Annotated in this window: 19 protein-coding genes; 4 read left to right on the forward strand and 15 right to left on the reverse strand. The window is 38.8% G+C overall.

Annotated features, from left to right (window positions below):
• Positions 1 to 10: 10 nt before the first annotated feature.
• On the forward strand, positions 11 to 1,456 hold the full coding sequence (locus ELX58_RS02960; RefSeq protein ID WP_133441678.1) for a nicotinate phosphoribosyltransferase: 1,446 nt from the start codon (positions 11 to 13) through the stop codon (positions 1,454 to 1,456).
• A gap of 102 nt (positions 1,457 to 1,558) precedes the next feature.
• On the opposite strand, the gene ELX58_RS08040 is transcribed toward ELX58_RS02960, so the two are convergent.
• Positions 1,559 to 1,690, reverse strand: coding sequence for a hypothetical protein (locus ELX58_RS08040; protein ID WP_257791760.1), 132 nt, complete (start codon positions 1,688 to 1,690; stop codon positions 1,559 to 1,561).
• A 91-nt stretch (positions 1,691 to 1,781) separates the two neighbouring features.
• On the opposite strand from ELX58_RS08040, the gene ELX58_RS02965 reads away from it, so the two are divergent.
• On the forward strand, positions 1,782 to 2,267 hold the full coding sequence (locus ELX58_RS02965) for a hypothetical protein (protein WP_133441679.1): 486 nt from the start codon (positions 1,782 to 1,784) through the stop codon (positions 2,265 to 2,267).
• 180 nt (positions 2,268 to 2,447) lie between these two features.
• On the opposite strand, the gene ELX58_RS02970 is transcribed toward ELX58_RS02965, so the two are convergent.
• From ELX58_RS02970 to ELX58_RS03020, 14 genes are all read right to left on the reverse strand, one after another.
• Complete coding sequence (locus tag ELX58_RS02970) at positions 2,448 to 2,663, reverse strand: hypothetical protein (RefSeq protein WP_133441680.1); 216 nt, start codon at positions 2,661 to 2,663, stop codon at positions 2,448 to 2,450.
• A gap of 12 nt (positions 2,664 to 2,675) precedes the next feature.
• A complete protein-coding gene (locus ELX58_RS08045) occupies positions 2,676 to 2,804 on the reverse strand; it encodes a hypothetical protein (protein WP_257791761.1) in 129 nt (42 codons plus the stop codon).
• Positions 2,805 to 2,989: 185 nt separating this feature from the next.
• On the reverse strand, positions 2,990 to 3,163 hold the full coding sequence (locus tag ELX58_RS07830; RefSeq protein WP_162614610.1) for a hypothetical protein: 174 nt from the start codon (positions 3,161 to 3,163) through the stop codon (positions 2,990 to 2,992).
• Between the two features lie 201 nt (positions 3,164 to 3,364).
• Positions 3,365 to 3,739, reverse strand: coding sequence for a DUF805 domain-containing protein (locus tag ELX58_RS02975; RefSeq protein ID WP_133441681.1), 375 nt, complete (start codon positions 3,737 to 3,739; stop codon positions 3,365 to 3,367).
• 383 nt (positions 3,740 to 4,122) lie between these two features.
• Complete coding sequence (locus ELX58_RS02980) at positions 4,123 to 5,001, reverse strand: GRP family sugar transporter (protein WP_133441682.1); 879 nt, start codon at positions 4,999 to 5,001, stop codon at positions 4,123 to 4,125.
• A 174-nt stretch (positions 5,002 to 5,175) separates the two neighbouring features.
• Positions 5,176 to 7,068, reverse strand: coding sequence for an ABC transporter ATP-binding protein/permease (locus ELX58_RS02985; RefSeq protein ID WP_133441683.1), 1,893 nt, complete (start codon positions 7,066 to 7,068; stop codon positions 5,176 to 5,178).
• An 89-nt stretch (positions 7,069 to 7,157) separates the two neighbouring features.
• Positions 7,158 to 7,490: a hypothetical protein gene (locus ELX58_RS02990; protein ID WP_133441684.1), complete on the reverse strand. Its 333-nt coding sequence runs from the start codon at positions 7,488 to 7,490 to the stop codon at positions 7,158 to 7,160.
• A 183-nt stretch (positions 7,491 to 7,673) separates the two neighbouring features.
• Positions 7,674 to 7,832 carry a hypothetical protein gene (locus tag ELX58_RS07835; RefSeq protein WP_162614611.1) on the reverse strand — a complete coding sequence of 53 codons (159 nt, stop codon included), beginning with the start codon at positions 7,830 to 7,832 and terminating at the stop codon, positions 7,674 to 7,676.
• A 136-nt stretch (positions 7,833 to 7,968) separates the two neighbouring features.
• Positions 7,969 to 11,907, reverse strand: coding sequence for a helicase-exonuclease AddAB subunit AddA (addA, locus tag ELX58_RS02995; protein WP_133441685.1), 3,939 nt, complete (start codon positions 11,905 to 11,907; stop codon positions 7,969 to 7,971).
• Positions 11,904 to 15,800 (reverse strand): PD-(D/E)XK nuclease family protein, encoded by a 3,897-nt coding sequence (locus tag ELX58_RS03000; RefSeq protein ID WP_133441686.1) that lies wholly within the window; start codon positions 15,798 to 15,800, stop codon positions 11,904 to 11,906. Before ELX58_RS03000 ends, addA begins: the two co-directional genes overlap by 4 nt.
• 139 nt (positions 15,801 to 15,939) lie before the next feature.
• Positions 15,940 to 16,182: a hypothetical protein gene (locus ELX58_RS03005; RefSeq protein WP_133441687.1), complete on the reverse strand. Its 243-nt coding sequence runs from the start codon at positions 16,180 to 16,182 to the stop codon at positions 15,940 to 15,942.
• A gap of 2 nt (positions 16,183 to 16,184) precedes the next feature.
• The gene (locus ELX58_RS03010) at positions 16,185 to 16,439 is read right to left on the reverse strand and encodes a hypothetical protein (protein WP_133441688.1); all 255 of its coding nucleotides are present in this window, start codon (positions 16,437 to 16,439) and stop codon (positions 16,185 to 16,187) included.
• 25 nt (positions 16,440 to 16,464) lie between these two features.
• Complete coding sequence (locus tag ELX58_RS03015; RefSeq protein ID WP_133441689.1) at positions 16,465 to 17,103, reverse strand: hypothetical protein; 639 nt, start codon at positions 17,101 to 17,103, stop codon at positions 16,465 to 16,467.
• Positions 17,104 to 17,193: 90 nt separating this feature from the next.
• Positions 17,194 to 17,538: a hypothetical protein gene (locus ELX58_RS03020; RefSeq protein WP_133441690.1), complete on the reverse strand. Its 345-nt coding sequence runs from the start codon at positions 17,536 to 17,538 to the stop codon at positions 17,194 to 17,196.
• A 119-nt stretch (positions 17,539 to 17,657) separates the two neighbouring features.
• Here ELX58_RS03020 and ELX58_RS03025 point away from each other — a divergent pair, with 119 nt between their 5' ends.
• Both ELX58_RS03025 and ELX58_RS03030 read left to right on the forward strand, forming a co-directional pair.
• Positions 17,658 to 18,011 carry a DUF1516 family protein gene (locus ELX58_RS03025; protein ID WP_133441691.1) on the forward strand — a complete coding sequence of 118 codons (354 nt, stop codon included), beginning with the start codon at positions 17,658 to 17,660 and terminating at the stop codon, positions 18,009 to 18,011.
• Positions 18,012 to 18,050: 39 nt separating this feature from the next.
• Positions 18,051 to 18,413, forward strand: coding sequence for a helix-turn-helix domain-containing protein (locus ELX58_RS03030; protein ID WP_133441692.1), 363 nt, complete (start codon positions 18,051 to 18,053; stop codon positions 18,411 to 18,413).
• Positions 18,414 to 18,483: the final 70 nt, after the last annotated feature.

An 18,483-nucleotide genomic window follows, 5' to 3' on the forward strand; every position in this document is an offset into this window, starting at 1 on the left:
GGTGTGCTAAATGTCAAAAGGCAATTTAACAATGCATACTGATGCATATGAACTTAGTATGATGCAGACTTTTTGGGGCAAGCATCTTCAAAACCGTAACGCGGTCTTTGAAATGTTTTTCCGAAAAAATCCGTTTGGCAGCGGCTACGCGATTTTTGCGGGTCTGCAGCATTTGATTGAGTTTGTTAATCATTTACATTTCAGTGATAAGGATATTCAATACCTAAAGAGTACTCATCTTTTTAATCCGAAGTTCTTGGATTATCTACGTCACTTTAAATTCCACGGGACGATTCGTTCTGCCCATGAAGGTGACCTGGTCTTCCCGAATGAACCAATCGTTCAGGTGGGAGGACCGATCTTAGAATGTCAGTTACTGGAAACCACGATCCTAAACATCGTCAATTATCAAACTTTGATCGCAACGAAAGCCTCTCGAATCAGAGCGGCTGCGGGTAAAGATCCCGTTGTCGAATTCGGTAGCCGTCGAGCTCAGGAAGTTTCTGCCGCTAACTGGGGTGCCCGTGCTGCTTACATCGGTGGCTTTGATGGCACGTCAAATGTTTTAGCGGGTCAGCTCTTCGACATCCCGATCGCCGGTACGCATGCGCATTCATTAGTTGAACTCTACGGTAATGATTATGACGCCTTTAAGGCCTACGCTGAAACACATCACGATTGTACGTTCTTAGTTGATACCTATAGCACCCTGAAGAGTGGTGTCCCTGCGGCCATTAAAGTCGCTAAAGAAATGGGCAACAAGATTAACTTTAAGGCCGTTCGTTTGGATTCCGGTGACCAAGCTTACTTATCCAAACAAGTTCGTAAGATGTTAGATGCTGCGGGCTTTACCCACACCAAGATCGTCTCTTCAAGTGGTCTAGATGAATACATCATCACCCAATTAAAGATGCAGCATGCCAAAATCGATGCCTGGGGTGTCGGTACTAAATTGATCACTGCTTATGATCAGCCGAGTTTAGGCGGTGTTTACAAGCTAGTTGCGGTTGATGACGGAACTGGTGAGTTGAAGAACGCCATGAAATTAACCGAAAATCCGGCTAAAGCTACGGATCCCGCTAAGAAACAGACTTGGCGAATTACTAGTGGTGATGGTAAATCTCAAGGTGATTACATCACCATGGACGGTGAAGATCCGAATAAAGAACATTCACTATTTATGTTCCATCCTAAATATACCTATATTAATAAGACCTTGACTGACTTTAAAGCTGAACCATTATTAAAGACGATTTTTAAAGATGGCAAACAGGTCTATCACGAACCACCGATCAACGATATTAAGCAGCATGCTAAGACTTCCCTATCATTACTATGGCCAGAATATAAGCGTCAAATCAATCCTGAATACTACCCTGTCGACCTATCAAAACAATGCTGGGAAAATAAGCAGAATAATATTAAGCAGATTCGGGAGTATTTAAAGAAACTGTAGAAATAGATATTTAAACTAACACTAAAAATAGCGCAGCTGAATTCGTTTCAGTTGCGCTATTTAGATTCTTGTTATTAAATTTATTTACGATAAAATTACTAATCAATATCGAGCGGCATCTTTAGCAGCAAGCTCACGGCCTTTTTGTGCTGCTTTAATACCTTGATCAGAATCAAGAAATTGTTGATCGGGAATAATTTTATTTAAAAGGTTGAGTTCTTTTTTAGAAAACATATTAATTAGTTTCATATGAATTCAAAATAATGTTTAGAACACAGAATAGGCGATATAATAAGGTTATTAAATCATAAACGGGGTTAAAAGTATGCAAAACAAAGACAATAAAGCTAAATTAGCTAGTAGTATCAAAGTACTACTTAACAATATCAAGACCGTAAAGAATAATTGCTTAAGAGATAAGATAACCATTCCACAAGCAATGGATAAAATTATCAATTTCGTTAAAGCTTTTGATAGAAAACATCTATTCAGTAATCCGAAAGCCAGTTTATATAAATATGGCTTCAACCCAATTCATACGATGTCTAAGCATTTACAATGTGTCATGCCTTATCAAAAAGCTATGCAGGCAGAACAACAGTTGGCCCTTACCAACACTAAAAACGTTAACCAATCTCAAAACGTTGACGTATTTGATGTTGCTAATGGTTATGCTCATCTAGACCAATTAAAGACGCTTGAAAAATTACCAAAGAATACAAAATGGGCTTATCTAGACAATAAGAAATGGAAAGTCTTGGATAATAAGCCAAAAGTATTTAAGAAATTAATCGAATATTTAAGCGTCTAAAACAGATTGATTATCAAAATAAAGGGGCTGAATTAAATTTCAGCCTCTTTTTAAATATTGAAACAAAAAACCTGGTTCTAATATTAATTAGGATCAGGTTTTAAATTTCATCTATATACGAGATAAATAATTTCAAGGATTAACATCTACGATTATCGGATTGGCGAAAAGTCTTACATTTCAAGACCTTGACGAAGCGTCCAGCGGTTTCAACATGGTTGGACCCTCAGGTAAGGTGACACGATCACGCTTTAACTTACCTGGAGTTGAAAACAATAACTTACCAAATAATTTAGGTTTATTCATTAAAGATGAACATTCATTACCGAGTGCCCTAGACGCATTCAGCAAAGATTCTAAGGCGCCATCTTTAGTAAGTTTTAATTTTTCAATCATAATAAAACCTCCTCAGCTATTCGTCATCCCGCCTTCCAAGCTTTGGGATGACTTCAAAATGCAAAATTGACGATCAATAAACAATAAATTCATAATTCCGTTCATACCCATATGGGTGTGAACATTTTTAATCTTTTGCATCGGAGACATCTCTTTCTAAAAAGAAGATTGAAATACATATCTTTTAGCAGATCCATATTTCTCTTTACAATTATGATTATATACTCTATTTGTACTTTGTCAACATAAATATTAAATGAATTTAATATGTTTCTATATAATTATATATTATGCCAATATATAAACGTTATTAGTAATTATGTTAACTAATTATTAGAACGCTCTTTGTAAGCAATTAAAATGACGGCATTCCCATATTTATCGTAAGTCATGGCGACCACTTTATATGTAAAGTTCTGAGCGTGCGCACTGCACCATTCATTTAATGCGGCTGTAGCCTTTTGAATTGAACTGTACGCAAATTCTTTGTATAGCTTCATTGTTATTAACCTTTCTTAATTCTAAAAACATCAAATCCATCACGAATTATATCAACCGTTTTTGATAATTTGTAATAAATAGCAGCATTAATACGTTATAAGTATAATTTTTAGAAAAGAGAATTTACGCTAAGAGAAAAATAAAAGTCACGTAACAATATTAATTGCTACGTGGCCTTCATCATGTATCACAATTTTATTTTAATTTTGATACTTCCGATTTCGTTCCGGATCCGGAGGAATCACCATCATATAAATCAGATCAAGATAACGAAGCGTCGGGATAAAAATCATTAAAGCGTTCCATTTACTAGATCCAACATCATGATAACGACGAGCTAATAGGCAGAAGCCGAAAATCATGATTAAAATCGCTAGGATAATATCAATCCCAATCATAAATAAACCCGGGATAATTAAAGCATAGTGACCTAGCATGATAAAGCCGACGACTGCTAATAAGATAAACACCAACATGACCGGGATAACAACCCAGTTATATTCACTGCGAGTTGCGCATCCCTTTGCTGAAAATAAATGATGACCAAATTCTCGCCACGCTTTAGAAAACGTCATGAGTATCCCTTCTTCAATAAATTTGAGTTTAGAATACCAAAAATTATTTTATTCATCAAGGCCATTTATAACAAAAATACCGCCAAGAATTACTCTTGACGGTATCATCATGATTAAATTGCATTTAACGATTATCGACTTTCACGCATCTTACGAATAACGTCCTTTTCAGCTTCGTTGCGCTGATGTTCAATTCGTAACGTGCGGGCACGGTTTTCAGTAATCTTGCGGTATTCTTTTGGTGTCATGTCTATCGCTCCCTTGATTACAAATATATTTTAACATTTATTATCCAAAATTTAATGTTAGGGATAACTAACATTAATTAATAAAAATAGCCATCAACTTTCCTAGGTAAGCTGACGGCTACGTGTTCATTATAACTAAATTAGACCGGTTATGGCACCACCAACGACAACTAAGACTAATCCGCTTAACGTTAGTGATAATTCCTTATGGGTCTTGTGTTCTTTGATAACGTAAATACCAAGTAACGTTGAGATCACGACGCACATTTGAGATAGAACAAAGCCCGTTGACAAGCCGTTGATGTCAATTGAGAAGAAGTACACGAATTCGGCAATTGCAAACGAAAAGCCGGTGATCATGTTCTCAAAGGTTACCGCTTTGAAGAACGGCTTTTCTTGACGATATTGCTTTCTGCACAGTGCAATTAAGATTCCGGAAGTTAACATTCCCAAGCACTGTGGCATAATCATCTCAAAGCCATCTGCCTGCGGAATCTTCGGCAATGAGTTACAGATAATAAAACCGATCGCGCCAAAACTAGCGTTCATTAAACCAGCTTTGAAGTTAGCTTTGCTGATCTTCATCCCACCGGAATTACTTTTATCCTGATAAGCGGTCATGCAAACGCCAATCACGATCACTGCAATTGCTAAAAAGCCAATGAACTTATCAGAAAGTCCTGGCCAACTCTTGAAGAATAGGACACCCACGATCGACGTCCCAACTAATTGAGAACCGGTTGACGTCGGCATGGTGATCGAGACCCCAATCTCAGGATAAGCACTGTATTGAGTGATCGTTCCGAACGACCAACACATCCCAGCCACGAAGCACCAGGCAAAAGCGCTGAAACTAATCGCCGGCTGCATAATGAAATAGAAAATGACGCTGGCAAGCGCCGCGCCATAAACGGTTCCCAGCATCTGTTCGGCAGGTTTACCACCGAATCGATTTAAGAACAGCGGCATTAAGCCCCAGAATAGCGCGGGAATTAAACCAAGTATAATACGCATGTAAGATACTCTCTCCTATTAAGAAACTAATATACTTATATTTACATATAAGTACATTATAAAGGAAAATGGAAACGAATTTAATGGGTTAAAGTTTATTAATCCATTTATTAAGCTGATAAACAAAAAACTCACCAGAAAATTCTGATGAGCTAAATCTATAATTTTAAATCTTTATTTATTCAAGCATTTAATTGGATCTAATCGAGATGCACGCCACGATGGCATTACCGAAGCAATCGCATTGATGATTAGTGTAATGATAAAGACGATCACGATTTGATGTGGCATAATCTGCAGAATATTGAAGTTCATCGATGAAGCCAACGTAAAGTGATTAATGAGTAATTCACCTAAATAACTGACGATTGTGGCTAAGACGGAACTAATGATTCCTAGTAGCAAAGCTTGATCCAAGAATAAGTGACGAACGTTCTTCTTGCTGGCACCTAACGCACGTAAGATCCCGATCTCACGGGTACGTTCATTAACACTGATGTAGAGAATAGCAACGATCATGACCGCAGCAACCAATAATGATACGGCGGCAATTGCCATCAGGACACCGGTAATGATGTGAACGTACAGGCTAATCTTACTTAGCATCGACGAAGCACTAACAACTCTGTATTGGGTTTTACCCTTCTTGGTTAAATCTCTGACTCGCTGTTGAGCCACATTGTTCTGAGCAACGTTACCCTTGAATTTAGCAATTAAATATTGCGGTTCTGCTTTAACGTGGCTCTTCTTGGCCATGGATTTAATCGTTGAGTACGCAACGGTATTACCATCATTGTTTGCAGCGGCATCGGTCATGATCCCAGAAACCTTTAAGTTACCTTTGATCATCGGCACCGATAACTGTTTCTTGTTGGCGGATTGAGCCGGATCGGTGATGCTTGAGCTGACTTTGATCTTTTTGCCGATCACACTGTTGGGATGCTTTTTATCTAGCTGCTTAGCAATATCTGGAGTAATCAAGATCTCGTTTTTACCAGGTGCAGCACCTTTCTTAATATCTTTCGACTTCAATAACGCAACGGCACTTGATAAACTATCGGTATTCGCATTCTTCTTATTATATCGGAACTGAGTCTTACTGGTGTCCAGGCCATAATCAACGCTCTTGACACCTTTAACGTCGTTCACCCGTTTTAAGTCATGGGCTTTCATTGGCTGAGTATCATTTTGGTTATGATGTTGAATCATCGCAACGGTTGGCTTAACTTGTGAAGTGATCTGCTGACTAACGTAGCCCTTAGTTCCAACACCTAAGCCTAAGATTAAGATAATCGCAACTAAGCCGATTGCCGCACCGATAATGGTTAAAATGTTCTGACCTTTGTTACGCTTAATATTATCAGCCGTCATTCGCCATAATGATCCAGCACGTAATGGCTGAGAATGAAATGTACTAGCTTGACCTTTGGCTTGATAACCATCACGTAACTTTTTATCCTGATCGATCTCACCATTTGATAAGTGAACAATTCGGGTCCCGTATTCAGCAACCCGTTGCGAGTGGGTAACGGTCAGGACTAATTTACCGCTTTGCGCAATTTTATCTAAAATCCTTAAGACTTCATCAGTGTTCTTCTGATCCAAGGCACCCGTTGGTTCATCAGCAATCAAAATTTGCGGATCGGTAGCTAACGCACGAGCAATCGAAACACGTTGCCGTTGACCACCGGATAGTTCGGACGGGTACTTCTTCATCTGATCACCAAGGCCGACCGTCTTCAATAAATGTTTAGCACGTTCAACTCGTTGCTTTTTGGATAAGTTCGTCATATCTAGCGGTACCAGAACGTTACCCAAGGCCGTTAAATGACCGATTAAATGAAAGCTCTGAAAGACGAAACCAATGTTGTGACGACGGTACTGATCAAGCTGCTTAGATGTGTAACTCTTCAGTGATTTACCGTTGACCACCACTTCACCTTTATAATGGCTATCTAAGCCACCGATGATATCCATCAAAGTTGATTTCCCAACTCCAGATTCACCTAAAATCGATACGAATTCACCGAGATGGAACTTAAGGTTAATCCCCTTCAAAACGTGCAACGTTTCACCGTCTGCGGTGAATGATTTACGAATATTTTTTAATTCTAGAACGTTAATAAATGACCGCTCCCTCTTAATAGTAATTTTTATTAATAGTAATTTTTAATTAATTGCTTTAATTTCCGGCATGTATAATTCTTTGGACTCAGAGTCTTCCACTGAACCGCCACGTGACCATTAATCTTGAAATAGTTATAATGTTTTTCACGTTCGATCGTCATCCCGTGAAGCTTGCCCTTCGGAATAAACTTTGACTGCTTATCAGCCAAATTGCTTCCAAAGCGTTTAGTAACGATCTTGACGATCAAAACGCCCCACTTCTGAAATTTAATCAGCGTGTGGTGATTCCAGTTATCAATAATCACGTGCTGTGAATGCTGATCCTGTAAGTATCCTTTTATATCAGCAGAACTATTGTACACAATTAATCATTCTCTTTTGATGTCTTCAATTTTCCGAATTAGTTTTATGTTAGCAAACATACTTCATAATTTTCAAGGTTAGGTTAATAATTTGATCATAAAAACAAAAAGAATTCATTTCTTATCGGAAACGAATTCATATAAAGACTGATTTAATTTTCTAATTTATGTACTTAATTTCAGTTATAGCTGTAGTGCCTTATAAATAGTTGCGTAAGCATTCGAATACGATCTAGCCAAATCTTCTGGATCAACGCCAATCTTGTGTTTATCAACGAATTCAAATGCCAAAAGTTTAGCAATCGTATCTTTATCTAGTGTCCCGCTATAATTAATTGGCATATCTGGTCACCTCAGTTTTTAACTTAGAATTTTTATCAATTTCTATCAATGGCCCTTTTTATAAGTTTGGTTGTTTATTTAAGTTGTTATAACAAAAAATAACACAACAACGTTTGCTGCGTGATTTCATTATTAATCAATCTTTAATCTGCTCCAAACTACACGTTGATAACAGATACAGACCCTTATACCTCAAACTATTTTCACTATAGACACTCTTTAGTGCCTTAGCATATAATCTTAGCTGACCTTGATAACGATCCTTAATCTTCGCAATTGAAGCAGCTTCATTCTGAAAGTCAACGTAATCAGTCTTGTAATCAACCAAATAGACATCACCAGTCTTTTGATCATAGAAATAACCATCAATAATCCCATGAATTAGGATACTTTCCGGATCTTTAGGACCAAAACCGTGATCAAAAATTTGATTGGCTTTAATCAATAACGAAAATGGGGCCTCACGATGATAATTATCGGGATCCGTTAAGATCAATTTACCCAAGCGAGTCTTAAAGAACGCCTGAACCTTTTGCGGAGTGTGGTACTTAAGCATCTTATCAGCGACTGGCTTATCAATCATCTGATAATTAGTTAGATCAGTAATCTTATCATCAATTTGTTTAATGGTTGGACATTGATCCTTATGCAAGTCAAGCATCTGAAACACTAGATGGGTAGCCGTTCCGATTGCGGTTGCTTTCGGTTCAGCACCGTCCTGCATAAATTGCGGTTTCGCAAAATCACCGGTGACGTATTGGTTGGATCGGCCGTGATGATCTTGATGGTTCTGCTGATCGAGTTCACCCATTTCAACCTTATTCGGATCATCAAACAACTGTTTCACATCGGATACGGATCGATAATTACCTTCCTGAGTGGCAATTTGATGCGGATACTTCATGAATATAACATCTTTGATCGTCCGTTTTTCCTTATCGGTTAATGGTTCTGATATCAATTTAATTGAAGCGTTTAGGTTAAATTTATTTTCAGCTTCGTTGATGGTGTCATCTGAATAGAATTTAACGCTAACGTTCGGTTCGTTCTTTAAATCAGCACACTTTTGTGGCTTAGTTAAATCATCAGCATAATCTTTCTGGAATGATGGCAACCTTACTAACGAGGCACCGATCCAATCCATGTAATTATTAGCGCCGGCTCGGTCGGCTAAATCTAACAATTGATGAGAACTATCGGCAGCATCTTCCCAGTTAGCAATCATTCGCTTAACACTCGACCTCTTCGGTACCTGACCGATAATGTATAAACGTTGTCTAGCTCGAGTAAACGCAACGTATAGTTTTCGCATCTGTTCGGACAGATCTTCACGTTTTTCATAATTGATCAGACATTGATAAGGCAACGAATTTGATTCAGCATGTAACTTACGATTATAGTATTTCATTCCTAAGCCAAGATCATTACTCAGAATATAATCCTGACGGAATTCAACCGGATTAAACTTCTGGGAAGCATCCAGGAGAAAGACGATCGGAAATTCACGGCCCTTACTATTATGAATGGTGATTGATGAGACCACGTCTTTACCCTGCTGAGGCACGGCATCCGTTAAATCTTTCTGCTGATTTTGTAATTGGCGAATGAATTGCACGAATTGGAATAAGCCATGGAAATTAGCCTGTTCATATTGGGCAGCCCGTTGATACAAGGCATGTAAATTAGCTTGCCGTTGCACGCCAGCGGGCATCCCGCCAACGTAATCTAGAAAGCCCGTCGTTTGATAGATACTCCAAATTAAATCCACTAAGCCATGACGCTGAGTGATCTTCCGAAACTTACTCAGGTTCATCAAGAATTGCTTGACTTTATTATAGATATCTTTAACAAAGCTATCTTTATGCTCATTGTTTGACTGATAATCCTGATAAAACGTCTTTACGGCCTGATAGTAATTACCAGTCTTGGAATTGATCCTTAAGTAAGCCAACTGATTTTCATCCAAGCCAACCATTGGTGACCGTAAAACCGCTACTAACGGGATGTCCTGGTCCGGATTATCAATGATGTTCAGTAACGATAACATAATCTGGACTTCAGTGGCTTTGAAATAGTCCTGAGAGCCCAACATCTGGACCGGGATGTGATACTTTCGAAAGATGTCCGCAATCTTGGCATTATCATCTCGGGTCGATGCCAGTAAAGCAATATCTTTAAACTGAACAGATCTTTGCAGATGTGACTGCTTATCATAAATCTTGTTCTTTGGATTATCAACTAAGCGTCGAATCTCCTGGGCGACCATTTCAATCTGATAGTCGGTCCCGTCTTTATCAGGAGTTTTAGTAGCCGAATCTTGTGATTTACTCTGCTTTTTATCATTAGCGTAAATCATAATTTTAATTGGTTTATGATTTTGCAACGAATTATTGTCGTAGATTTCTGTGGCACCATAACGTTCAGGCTGATAATAATAGTTAATCCCACCTAGTTTTTCGTCCATAACTTGAGTGAAGACCCAGTTAACAAAACGGTCGATATTTTGTGTCGAACGATAGTTTCGGCTGAGGATGATTTCCTGATTGCCGTTTGGGTTCGGTTTATTGTAAGCATGATCTTTATGCAAAAATAACTTCGGGTCCGCAGAACGGAATCGATAGATTGATTGTTTAACGTCACCCACCATAAAGACGTTGGTGGTGTCACCCGTCTTCGGATTGTGCTTAGCAACCAGTTTAATGATGGCATCCTGAAGTTCGTTATCATCCTGATATTCATCGATCATGATCTCATGAAACTGATTCTGAAAATGATCTCGAACGTCTTGACTCGTTTCCAAGATTTTTAATGCAGCCCGTTCGATATCAATAAATTCCATAACGTGACGCTGCTTTTTGACTTGGGTGTAAGCCTTATCAAATGCTCTAACGACGTTCAATAATTCATCGATAATCTGACCAGATTTTTTAATGATGTCCATGTTAGCAGCTTCATCAAACATGAAGAAGGTATTAATAAACGAATTTGGTTTGTTTTCACAGTAAGCGTCTTTCCCAGCATTCCGGTAACTATGAACGATATTGTGTTGAACCTTATCCTTAGTCTTCCGCTTACTCGGGAATTTTTGACCGCAGACTACGGTAACGTTTTTAGCGCCTTTCCGAATCTGATTCCACGAATATTCACTGTCTGGTTTGATCATTTTTTGAAGCTGAGAAATGGCGTCAAATTCCGATTTAACGACTTTGTATTCAGAATCCAGGCCATACTTATTGGTGATCGATATAGCTCGCTTATATTTATCCAGGATTTGACTAAGCCGTAGATCCATCTGCTTATAAAGTAATTTCTGATATAAAGGACTCTGCTTAAATGACTTACTGACTTGATACATCTGCGTAACGTAATCACACCAGGCCTTGAATAATTTGTCATAATCCGAATTAACCGCCATCATCTTATCGTGGTCGGAATCAACAAAAATGTAACGTTTAAATGAATTGTAGAGTGCGTATACCAACGTCGTTAACGGATCCGTCAGTTGATCATCGGAATCAATGTGCTGGCTGAAGAAATTCGAGGCTAATCGTCTGAACTTGTGGTCACCACTAGTATATAAGTCTTCTCGAACGTTCTTCCAAACTTCATCCCTTAATAACGTCACTTCCGTATTATCGTTTAAGATCCTGAAGTGCGGATCAAAATTCTTTAGATAATAGTAATAACGTTCAACGATCCGCTGACAGAAAGAATCCAACGTTCCAATATTAGACGTTGGTAAATCACCGATTTGACGCAATAAGGCTTCTTTATCAGGCTGCGACATATCATTGGTGATCTTCTTTTGGAGCTGGGCCTGAATTCGTGATGACAATTCTTTAGCTGCGGCTCTAGTAAAAGTAACTATCAAGAAGTTACCAATCCCGTAAGTTCGACCCTTCGAGAACACCAGGTCCTTCGGTAATAATTGATTAACGACCCGGTTAACTAATACCGTCGTCTTTCCGGCACCAGCTGAAGCGGAAACCAATAAATTACCCTTATTGCGAATTCTGATGACACGTTCCTGTTGCTCATCGTATCTTGGCTGCTTGTCATTTGTCATAACGATCATTTATCCTTTCCATCTTCGGCTTGCTGGATCTTCTTGACTAATGCACTTGGTGAATAAATCGGTTTGATCTCGTTGTACTGATTACCCATTGAATGATCGAAGCACATGATCGGTTTATATTCCGAATAAGTAAGGGCGTTTCGGTTGCCCCACTTAGCCGGCTTCAAAGCATCATCACCGCTGTAGATATCTTTACCCGCTTCCTTAATTTTGTGTTCGATCCACGTTCTGATGACATCAAATTCACTCTTGGTCAACAAATGTTTTTGACTGACTTTAGCAAAACCTGGTGAAGTCTTCTTCTTTTTTAAGCCCGCGTATAGACTAGATGGTTGATGTGCTCGGAGATTCTTATCAAAATCTTCTGGCATTCCAATTCCGTCAATCAAGACCCCGTTATATTGTTGCTGCTGCAATAAAATGTTCCAGATGTTTTGGCTATGCATGATGTTATCAACATCCCGAATGTTCTTCGGTGTCAGGATTGGATCCTGAATTAATGAATACAGAGCTCCAAAAACGTAGGAATGCGACTTATATTTTCGCAAATAGGTATACAGAGCGTCTAGGTAGGTCATCATCTGCATCTCGGTCCCAGCATAGATTTGGCCGTAGTTGAATTTATGCTTACTAGACTTATAATCAACGATCCCGTAGTACTGATTATGGGTTTGATCATTTGTGATCCGATCGACCCGATCAAACCGACCGTTAACGTAGATGTCATGGAGCGGCTGGTCTTGATTAGTCTGAACTTTGAACGACAATGCCGGAAGATGTGGATCTCGTGTTCGTTTAGTGGTGAATGGTAATTCCATCCGCCACGGTCTGATGTCCGTGTATTTGATGGACTGGAGATAAATCGTGCGAACCATGGCTTTGATGATGGTCCTTAACTGATTTTCAACGTACTTCATCCGGGATGAACTACGTAAGATATAATATTTATCACCGTAACTAGGGTCATAAATCAGTTTATGAACGATGTCGTCAACGTCATTCGCTAATTCATCTTGACTTGCTTGAGTAATCTCAGTCCCGTATTTGTTTCTAAGGATAATCAAAACTCGCTTTAACGCAGCATGGTAAAACTGCCCAAAATTACTGGAGATTGATTGGCCTAAAATCTGGCGTGGCTTCAGTTTTAGTCCATATTTCAAAAAATATTCGTATGGATTACGATAGAAACTTTCCAACTGAGAAATTGAAATATTTAGATGCGTACCGTAAAGCTGGTCGACCAAACTCGATTTCAACGGTGTCGGTTCATTCTTATAGTGAACACTTTGCAATAATTTCTTGGTTAGATGAGGAATGTCAACACCATAACTTTTACTTTCGGCTTGCATAGTTTTGGTGTCAGTACACAATTGGGTCTTGATGTATTGCCAATCAGCGGGTAACGATACCCAATCTTTTTTATTCTTAATGTGCTGATTAAGACTATCAACGGCATGCAGAGCTTGAATCAAATGATGGAGCGTTCCCATTGGACTACCTAAATAGTTATCATGAGACGTCATGGTGTAGATTCCAGCGCCCTTCGAACGTACGATTGGCATCATGTCAGGTCGCTGGGTCGGAATGCCAAAGGCGTCTTGCATGTGTGCAACATATGGGGATTCCTTAATGTCACCGTTGCCCTCTTCATCATTCTTTAAACTATAGGTGAAGATGACCTTTTGATTGGCGCTCATGAAGGCTAAGTCGTTTAGGTATGGTTCATTATTAACTTGATAATCACTACCGTCATTTAGATAGCATTGTTTATCATGATCATTATTAAATTCGTTGACGGCCGGTTTTAAATCAGCACGATCGGTATTACTAAATAAGGTGTTGTTAACAGTGTGATCAGGCATAACGTCATCTGTAGAACCAATCATAAAGACAACCTTATAGCCTTTCATCTGGACAATTTTACTTTCACTGATGACGACTTGATCGAAGGTTGGCGGAATCTGCGAATAAGATGCTGACTCAAAGCCAACTTTCAATAATGACCAGAAATCATTAACCGTAAACTGGTCATCAAACTTTTTATCACCGAGGACGTCAACGCAACTATCCAAGAGATTACAGAAAGTACCCCAGACCTGGTTGTTTTGACCGGCATAACTTAACTGGTGAGCGTTAATTTCATTATCTCGCCAGTGTTTAAGACGATCGACAACATCTGCACCATTTTCAGCAAGGAAATTATATAGGATGGTTGCAGCATCCCGACAGGTCTTAGCCTGATCCAATTGATCAAAGAACGGTGCTAACGTGTTTTTGACATAATCCTTAATAAAGTTAATACGTTTATTAACGTCGACGACCTGATCTAAAATCTGTTTAGCACGTTTGACGTCGCCACCGTGTTTCTTTACTTTAGCAATCTGCTGATCAAGATTGTCGTTCGTAAAGTTCATGTGGGTGAAGTCATCATAGTAACTATACTGCCAGTCTTCGTCCTGAAGCCACTGGTTACCCCAGTAACCATTCTGTAAGATGAAGTTTTCACAGAGGTAGACGTCATGATAATAATCATCAACGTTCATAAACGTCCCGTCGTCAGTCTTTGGAATTAATAAACCGGTCTTTAGTAGATCCATCACGTCACGGTAAGTGTACTGGCGCTGGTCTTTAGCGTGGTAAATCGAGAACAGGTCACCAATCAACCGAACGACGGGATGCAAAATCATTTGATGCTGCAGATCGTTAAAGATGGGAATCTGCTGAAGATGAAAAATTGGCTTAATGACGTTGCTGAATTTATCCAGATGCCGAGTTAGGATCAGAAAATCGGAATAACGGTACTTCCCTGTTGTGACCATCTGTCTAATCTTAATGGCAACGTTAGCTAATTCGGAATAGGTATTATCCGTTTGGACGACCTGAACCGACTTGGGATTAATCGTGCCCTTAAAATTACCTGGTGTAATGTGGTTCTGATAAGCGTTGATCCAGTATTGCTCCAATTTCAAAACGTCAGGATTCATTTGATTTTTATCAGGCTTCCCCGCAATAATCGATCCATCCTGCTTAATCTTCATATCTTTGGCATAATTAGCCAGACGATAATACAAACGCAGCGGTCGGTAAAACAGATCGAACGGTTTTAACTTATTGCCAATGCAGGATTCGTTCATATTTAAATCAATAACGACACCTGCAGAGCGTTTAATCAGAATCTGAACCAGGCGATTTTCCTGAGCCGTAAACTGAGAAAAGCCACTGATGTAGAAATGACATTTATCCAAATCCTTATATTTAGCTAAATAATCACACAACCGATTTAGGACACCGGGTTTACTGATGTACTTATTATTAGTTGCCTTTTCATAAGCTTTATAGATAATCAGGAAGTCGTGCATTTTTTTAATTAGGTCATCATTGTCATCATTTCGCTTAATACTATTAACGGACTGCTTATATAGGGTTGCTAAATCATCAGCAGAAATCTGACTGGTCTGCATCTCGCTAATTTCTTGAGCGATCTTCAGAATAAAGCCCGTCTGATCCTTTTCCTTAGAAAATAACGGTAACTCTTTGGCGTGCTTCTGGACGATTAGATATAGCAACATGTTAACCCCAGAGTCATCGATCTGTTGATGCTGCTGCATCGGAGCCTGATTAAAGAAGAACCAGCCCATTCGGGTTAGGGATAAAATCTGAACGTTGATCTGAGCGTAAGGCTTATTATCATCGTACTTTTTATCATCAGACCGTAAGCGCTCTAAGGTGTTAATTTCAGACTTGAACTTAATATGGTTAGGGACCAAATAGAAATAATAGTTATCCTTATGACCGTTATTAACATCATCTTTATGATCTCGTTCCAACTTACTGATTAACGCTGAGAAATGATCATATCCGGCTCTGCCGACGATAAATTGAAGTGCTGACAATATTAAGCCTTCCTTATATGGTGAATTCTGTGTGAATGTATTTAGTAATATTATAACATGGATAGATATTAATTCGTGTAAAATAAATAGGCCTAATCCCCTTCATATCAGGAGATAGGCCTATTTCTAAATTATTCATTTATATACGATGCTGCTGCTTCATCTTAATTCGAAACGCAACCGTAATCATCAGCATGATTAGATTAGCTAAAGTGTACATAATTTCAGTTTCAACCGTGACGTCACTAGCGCTAAACGCAATTAAGACGACCACGATTGATCCTAAAACCTTGCCAAGTCGTTTGATTTTAGCTTGCCACAACGTCACGACAGCAAAGATGGCCATCAAAACACAGATGACTTTAATAATATTAAAAATCATAGTTACAGATTCTCATCAATCAACGTCATAATACATTCTTTGACGTCGTCATACCGGCAATCTAAGTAATGGCTATGATCTGAAGTATCGGTTTCGAAGCGCTGGTCCTTCGGATTATAGTAAATCTGATAGGTATGAGCTAATTCCTTCAAAATATCACGGTATGAAGGAATCGTCTTTAATACTTTATAGATACTCTCGAAATCGGGAGCCTTAACTAATTCTTTCGCAATTTTAGCTTTTTGGCTTTCTTGCATAATCATTTCTCCTGTTCATTAGATATTAAACGTTATAATTTCCTGACTTAGTGTTCGGTGCTTGATAACCATTGGCATTAGCAAACTGGAACGTGAAGTAACCATCATGGGCTGCATTTGCGATTTCAACGGCCTGATTACTTAATAGGTCATCAACGTCAACACCCTTTTTTAGATCTGGAACTAATTTCTTTTGGTTCGGTTTCTTAGTGTTAGATACATACTTAATGGCGTTGGCAACCGGCTTCTTCAAAGTAATCTTGGCAACGTCCTTCTTAGAGTTATAGCTAATATGACTTACAAATTTACCGTCAGCTTTAGCATAGTAATTCACTAACCTTCGATCAGTATTATGATCAGAAGACTGATTTAACGACGACTGATTATAGACAGGCTGCTGAGGCCGGTTATTCCGTTCGACCTGTTCGGCAACCACGTGTTTAGAGTGATTATCAGCATGCTTGTATAGCAATAAGGTCCCAGCAATCACAACTACAGCAATAATAATCAATGACATTAGTGTCGTTAACGTCCACATCATAAACCGACCTACTGAATGCATTGCGGAATGCTGCTTGGGCTTTAAATGTGAATTATATTTGGGGTTAAAATCTTCACGATGATGTTTTAGAAGCGATTCTTTCGATTTCTTAACGTGTTTCATAATTTTCGATGACCTTTCACAAACGATTTCTAGAAGTACACTTCCTATTATACACGGCATATATAAATCTGATCATCGTTTTTATGATTATTAATTCGTCATCCATTTAAAGATCAACATCCCGAGATGCGTAATTAACACCAGTAGACTAATCCAAAACACGACCATTACCCAAGTCTTAATTGCACGGTATTTGGTGTATTCCTGAATCATCACTAAAGTCATTGCGGCAGCGACAAGAAAACTACACAGGACAATCCCCATCTTGAACACGATCGTTCCGAGGATAATCCCGACCGTCAGCAAAATTAAACTGACCCATTTCATCCATTTTTGGTTATAGCAATTGGAACTCTCAGCAATTAAATACACCAATCCAGCCATTAAGATTAGAACTACGCCACGGGTCCCAAAGTAAGCAATTTCGTAACTCATAAATAACACTCTTTTTAATTAATCTATATTTATTGTAGCAATTATTAGATCATTACGGTGTCTGGTATAATGAAGATATATTTCCAGGTTATCGTTATTTTATAAGGAGAAAATCTTTTATGCTGCTATGGCTACACATTCTATTTGTAATTTTACTGTTGACGTTTTTATACATTGATCTACGCAAACGTGGCGGTTCAAAATTTGCCACGATTATGATTCGGATTCTGTACATTCTATTTATCTTAGATGGCGCCATCCTGTTACCAACGGCAATGGGTCGACACCCAAGATTATCCTTCGTTAAAGTTGGTGCATCCCTCTGCATGATTGGCTTTCTAGAATTCCTGATCGCCAGACGAGCTAAAAATACACTTACGAAACCGATCGTCATTATCTGTATAATCCTACTGCTAATCTTAATCGGTTTAGGCTTACTTACCGCTGGTTTTCGTCCATGGATCCATCTATAATAACAACTAAACTTGATATCTTATTGGGAGGCCTTAATAATGAGTAACCTCTTTGGTGACGCATTACAAAAGATTAGAATTAAAAAGAACCTATCATTAAGCGATGTTTGTGATAAATCTGGACTGAGCTTCGTTCATCTCTTGCGGCTTGAACAGGGCAAAAAGATTCATATCACAACGTCGACAATTGATCGGCTTGCCCTGGGATTAGACGTTCCCATTAGCAAGCTCGTTCAACTCTACGGAAAAAGCCTCCAACAATCTGAGCATACTAAAGCCAAAGGCTTGGATCTTAACCAGGCTCTTCAAGATGGGACTCCACTTAACTGGCACGGAATCCAACTTGATGACGATGCTCGTCACCAACTTCAGCTTTGGTTTGAAGATCGTTATGAAGATTAATTAGCTAACTCTATATCAATAACCTAAAACAAAAGTCCTGATTTCATTAATTTGAAATCAGGACTTTTAC

The organism is Acetilactobacillus jinshanensis (assembly GCF_004359375.1).
Lineage (GTDB): Bacteria > Bacillota > Bacilli > Lactobacillales > Lactobacillaceae > Acetilactobacillus > Acetilactobacillus jinshanensis.